Source organism: Archangium sp. (assembly GCF_036388035.1).
Taxonomy (GTDB): domain Bacteria; phylum Myxococcota; class Myxococcia; order Myxococcales; family Myxococcaceae; genus Archangium.
Genome location: NZ_DASVSO010000694.1, coordinates 1 through 4,568, shown reverse-complemented (window position 1 = coordinate 4,568; position 4,568 = coordinate 1). Strand labels below are relative to the sequence as shown.

Below are 4,568 nucleotides of genomic sequence, written 5' to 3'. Positions count from 1 at the left end.
GCGCCAGAACCTGGTGAGCTACTGCGCGCGCATGCACGCGCGCTTCTTTCCGGATCTGGAATCCCCCACCCGGACTTGAGGCTGGAGTGGGCTTCCCCGGGTTGGGGGCGGCCCTCGGTTGCCGAGCGGAGGACTACCGCTCGAGGATGATGAACTCCACGCGCCGGTTGAGCTCCCGGCCGCCGGGAGTGAAGTTGGGCGCCTTCGGCCGGGTGTCACCAAAGCCCGCCGTCTCGATGCGAGCCGGCTCGAGTCCCGCCCGTACGAGCAGCTCCGCCACCGCTCGGGCCCGCGCTTCGGAGAGCTGCTTGCGCGTGCCCTCCTCGCCCTCCTTGTTGTCGGTGTGGGCCTCGATGCGGATGCGCTGGATGGGGCGCTGCACGAGGATGTCCACGAGCTCGGGAATGAAGCCGAGGGAGGCTGGCTTCGGCGCCGCCTGGCCCTCGGGGAAGCGCAGTGGCTGCTGCAACTCGAGCCGGTCGTTGCTCTCCTTCACGAGCTTCTTCTTCGGAGCGCGCACCAGCGCGAAGTCGAGCGACGTCGCGTTGCCTCCGGACAGCTGGACGCGGCGCGTCTGCGCGAGGTAGCCGGCGGCGATGAGGTCCACCGTGTAGTCGCCCGGAGCCACCTCCACCTGCGCGGGTGCCTTGGCTCCCCGATTCAGGGCGATCCGCTGCGGCGCGGTGGCTCCACGCAGGGAGAGCGTCGCCTCCACGGGCTTGCGCTTCACCGTCGCGCGCACCAGGAGCCGCGCCTTCTGCGGTTGGGCGGCGGGGAGCGGCAGGGGTTCTGGGACCCGAGGGGTCGTCTTCGGCGGCTCCGGTGGCGGCGTGCTCTGGGCGACGACGACTCCCGCGTCGGGAGGGGTGGAGTGCTTCGAGAGCGGCTCGGGCATCGAGCCGTCGTCGAGCTTCGCGGTCATCTCCGCCGTCACGTCGTGGACCAGCTTGACCTTCAACCGCGGGTCCTTCGCGTTGGGCACGAGGACGGACAGGGCCTTCACGTGCACCTTGAGGCCGCGCTGGGCCTGGAAGTTGAGCGTGGAGGTCATGTTCCACAGGAAGCCGGACGTCTGGCTGAACAGGCTCCACGAGGCGTCCATGTAGACGACGTTGGACACGAGTGTGTGCGGTCCCTCCGCCACCTGCCGCGAGGCCAGCACGTGCGGACCGGGAGCGCTGAGCGCGTCCTCGGTGGGCACCTGGAGTGGCTCGCCATCGAGCGTGAAGTGGACCTCGACGAGCTTGTAGGCGGAGGAGTCTTCGAGCCCCATGAAGTGGAGCTGCACTTCCGGGGGCGTGCTGTCCACCATCGCCTGGAGCTGTCGGTCGAGCTCCGCGCGCACCTGCTCGGCGGACGCCGGCTCCGCCGCGAGCGCGGTGTTGGCGCACAGCAATGCCATGAGGAGGGTGAGCTTCAGCGGGGAGTCCACGGGGTCCAGACCTGAGGGGGCCTACAGCATCGCATATTGGCGGTGATCTGCACTTTTGTGCCTGCCCGCCCGGAGACTTTCCGAGCCGCCAGTGAAGGAGGCAGGATGTGGGGAGACCGGGGCACTCCGGCGGGAGGCTCACGTGGCGGACACCCACACGGCGATTGAGAGGGCGAGGGAACCCGCTCTGTACGAGCAGCTGCTCGGCCCGGCCTGGGGAGGCCTGCCTCCTGTCCTTCGCCGCCTGCACGGGGAGGGGCGCGCCACCGGACGCTTCACGATTCGCCGGGGCAGGGGTGTCCTGTCCGCGCTGCTTGGCTGGCTGTGCCGCTTCCCAGCGGCCGGCGAGGATGTGCCCACCCGACTCGTGGTCCGCCGCGAGGGCGCCGGGCAGTGCTGGGAGCGCACCTTCGGGACCCATGCGCTCGCCACCGTGCAGTGCGCGCGCGGGGGCCTGCTGGTGGAGCAGCTCGGCCCCGTGGAGTGTGTCTTCCGCCTGCGAGCGGAGGAGTCGGGTCTCCACTACGAGCAGATCGGCGCGAGGCTCTGTCTCGGACCCTGGCGCCTGCCGCTGCCCGGTGCGTTCGCGCCACGCATCCAGGCGGAGGCCCTCGAGGTCGCGGAGGGCATGCGCGTGCACGTGCGCGTCGGCTCGGCCCTGGTGGGCGGGCTGCTGTCCTACGAGGGCCTCGTCATTCCCGAGGAGGAATCCCCATGAGTACCGCGCTGTGGCTGCTGGCGATCCAGGGCACGCTGGGGGCGTTCGACACGCTCTACTACCACGAATGGCGTGCACGGCTGCCCGCGCGAGTTCCGGGCACCCGCCCCGAGCTGCTGCTGCACGCCGCGCGCGACTTCCTCTACGCGCTCCTCTTCGGCAGCCTGCCCTGGGTGGCGTGGCGGGGCGCCTGGGCGGCCGTGCTCGCACTTGTCGTCGCGACGGAGATCGTCATCACGCTCGCGGACTTCGTGGTGGAGGATCGGGTGCGCCAGCCGCTCGGGGGCGTCTTCCCGGGGGAGCGGTGCATGCACGCGGTGATGGCCATCCTCTATGGCGCGGTGCTCGCCCACCTCGTGCCCGAGGTGCTCGTGTGGTGGCGGCTGCCCACGGGCCTGGAGTGGGCGCCCGTGCTCGTCCCCGAGCCCCTGCGCCTTGTGCTGAGCCTCATGGCGGGGGGAGTTTTCAGCTCGGGGCTGAGGGACCTGTATGCCGCGCTCCAGCTTCCTGGGGGCCGTTGGCCCTGGCCGGTCGAGGAGGTCCGGGTTCCATGAAACGGCGCTCCCTGCACCGAGGGGTGTTCTCCCTGGCGGCCCTCTACAACATCCTCTGGGGGCTCTACGCGGCGGTGGACCCGCAGTGGCTCTTCCGCTTCGCGGGCATGCCGGAGCTGAACCAGCCGGCCCTCTTCGCCTGCCTGGGCATGGTCATTGGCGTCTACGGCCTCCTCTATGCCGAGGTAGCGCGGCGGCCGGAGCATGGCTTCGCGCTGGCGGCGGTGGGGCTGCTGGGCAAGGTGCTGGGGCCGATCGGGCTGGCGGGCCTCATCCTCCAGGGCGAGTGGCCGGTGGCGACCCTGGTGCTGTGCCTCACCAACGACTTCATCTGGTGGGTGCCCTTCAGCCTCTACCTGTGGGACGCGTGGCCCGCCTACCGCCGCACCTTCACCCACGGGGAGGCCCCCGGCGACGTCCAGGCGGACTGACACAGGAGGCCGTGCTTCACCCGGCGAAGGGAGAGAAGTTCACCACCACCTGGCGTTCGGGCACGAAGGTGCGGCGGGCGAAGTCCTGCACGGCCCTGCGGGACAGGGGGGCGGGTGGGGCCAGCAGCTCCACGGGCGTCAACCGCTCGGTGCGCGGTTGGGCCACCTGGCGCGCCAGCTCCGTCCCACGCCGCGAATCGTCATCCACCTGCTGCGCGAGCAATCGCTGGAGGCGCTGGTCCACCAGCTTCTCCTCCGCGGCCATCATGGGCTTCTTGGCCAGCAGCGCGAAGGCTTCCTGCAGCCGGTCCGGCAGGTTGCTCGCATCCATCGACGAGCTGGAGGCCAGCACCATCAGGAAGGTGTTTCCTCGCAGCGACATGCACTGCACTTCGAGGCCCAGGGTGATGGGCTCCTCGATGTGCAGCTCGCGCGTCAGTCGCATCTCCAGCACGGCCGCCACCCGAGGGCACTGCGCTCGGTCCTTCGGCTCCACCGCGTACCCGGAGGCGATGAGGATGAAGGGGGCGCGCGTGGCCTGCTCGATGGGGAGCAGCGGCGGCACGATCTCCACCGACCTGTGCTCGTCGGGCAGCGACGGGGGCAGTCGCACCGCACGCTCCAGCAGCCCGAGCACTTCCGCGCGCCCTATGCCTCCGGTGAAGACGAGGCTGGTGTTGGCCGGGACGTAGTGCTCCGTATAGAAGCGCACCACATCCTCCCGGGTGATGGCGTTGCGCGTCTGCGCGGTGCCGAGGAGGGATCGAGTGACGGGCCCCTCGAAGAGCGTGTCCTCCAGGTGCTCGCGGAAGCCGGGGCCTTTGCTGAAGTAGGTGCTCTCGGTGCGGATGATCTCCACCTCGCGTTGCATCATCCGCGAGTCGAGCGTGGGGCTGGTGACGATGCGCAGCAGTTGCTCCGCCAGCGGGAGGAAGGCCGCCGACGGGGCTTGCAGGACATAGGTGGTGGCGTGGGCGCCGGTAAAGCCATTGAAGCTGCCGCCCGCGGCCTTCACCGCGTTGCGGAAGTCCGAGCCCCGCACGTCATGACTGCCGCTGAAGATGAGGTGCTCGAGCAGGTGCGCCAGACCCTCCTTGCCGTGCGCATCCTTCTGCCCGCCCGTACGCACCACGTAGTGCAGTGAGACCGAGGGCGCCCCGGGACGCAGGGCGAGCACCAGCTCACTGCCATCGGGCATCTCCTCCACGGTGGGAAGGGGTGTCACCGTCCCGCCATCGGCCAGGGCGGTGGAGGAGACGAGCACCAGGGCCAGCACGGCGAGGGAAGCGTGACGCGAGCGAAGGGGAGTGCTCACTTGGAATCCTTTTCGTCATCCTCGTCCGCTGAATCCTCGTCCTCGGAGTCCTTGTCCTTGGGGACCTTCTTGGGAGGCGGGGGAGGGATGAAGAAGTGGATGTGGATGGCGGACTCGT

Annotated in this window: 5 protein-coding genes; 3 read left to right on the top strand and 2 right to left on the bottom strand. The window is 69.9% G+C overall.

Annotation, left to right across the window (positions count from 1 at the left end; translation table 11 throughout):
- Nucleotides 1-133: 133 nt before the first annotated feature.
- Nucleotides 134-1,432: an OmpA family protein gene (locus tag VF697_RS28460; RefSeq protein WP_331099879.1), complete on the bottom strand. Its 1,299-nt coding sequence runs from the start codon at nt 1,430-1,432 to the stop codon at nt 134-136.
- A gap of 142 nt (nt 1,433-1,574) precedes the next feature.
- Between VF697_RS28460 and VF697_RS28455 the strand changes: the two genes are divergently transcribed.
- The 3 genes from VF697_RS28455 to VF697_RS28445 are packed head-to-tail and all read left to right on the top strand — an operon-like array spanning nt 1,575 to nt 3,135.
- A complete protein-coding gene (locus VF697_RS28455) occupies nt 1,575-2,150 on the top strand; it encodes a DUF4166 domain-containing protein (protein WP_331099878.1) in 576 nt (191 codons plus the stop codon).
- On the top strand, nt 2,147-2,704 hold the full coding sequence (locus VF697_RS28450; RefSeq protein ID WP_331099877.1) for a hypothetical protein: 558 nt from the start codon (nt 2,147-2,149) through the stop codon (nt 2,702-2,704). Before VF697_RS28455 ends, VF697_RS28450 begins: the two co-directional genes overlap by 4 nt.
- On the top strand, nt 2,701-3,135 hold the full coding sequence (locus VF697_RS28445; RefSeq protein ID WP_331099876.1) for a hypothetical protein: 435 nt from the start codon (nt 2,701-2,703) through the stop codon (nt 3,133-3,135). Before VF697_RS28450 ends, VF697_RS28445 begins: the two co-directional genes overlap by 4 nt.
- A gap of 16 nt (nt 3,136-3,151) precedes the next feature.
- On the opposite strand, the gene VF697_RS28440 is transcribed toward VF697_RS28445, so the two are convergent.
- On the bottom strand, nt 3,152-4,450 hold the full coding sequence (locus tag VF697_RS28440; RefSeq protein WP_331099875.1) for a pitrilysin family protein: 1,299 nt from the start codon (nt 4,448-4,450) through the stop codon (nt 3,152-3,154).
- Nucleotides 4,451-4,568: the final 118 nt, after the last annotated feature.

What these genes read in the sequence shown, in the direction of transcription:
- VF697_RS28450 (WP_331099877.1), top strand. Translation starts at nt 2,147, where the DNA reads ATGAGTACCGCGCTGTGGCTGCTGGCGATCCAGGGCACGCTGGGGGCG.
- VF697_RS28445 (WP_331099876.1), top strand. Translation starts at nt 2,701, where the DNA reads ATGAAACGGCGCTCCCTGCACCGAGGGGTGTTCTCCCTGGCGGCCCTC.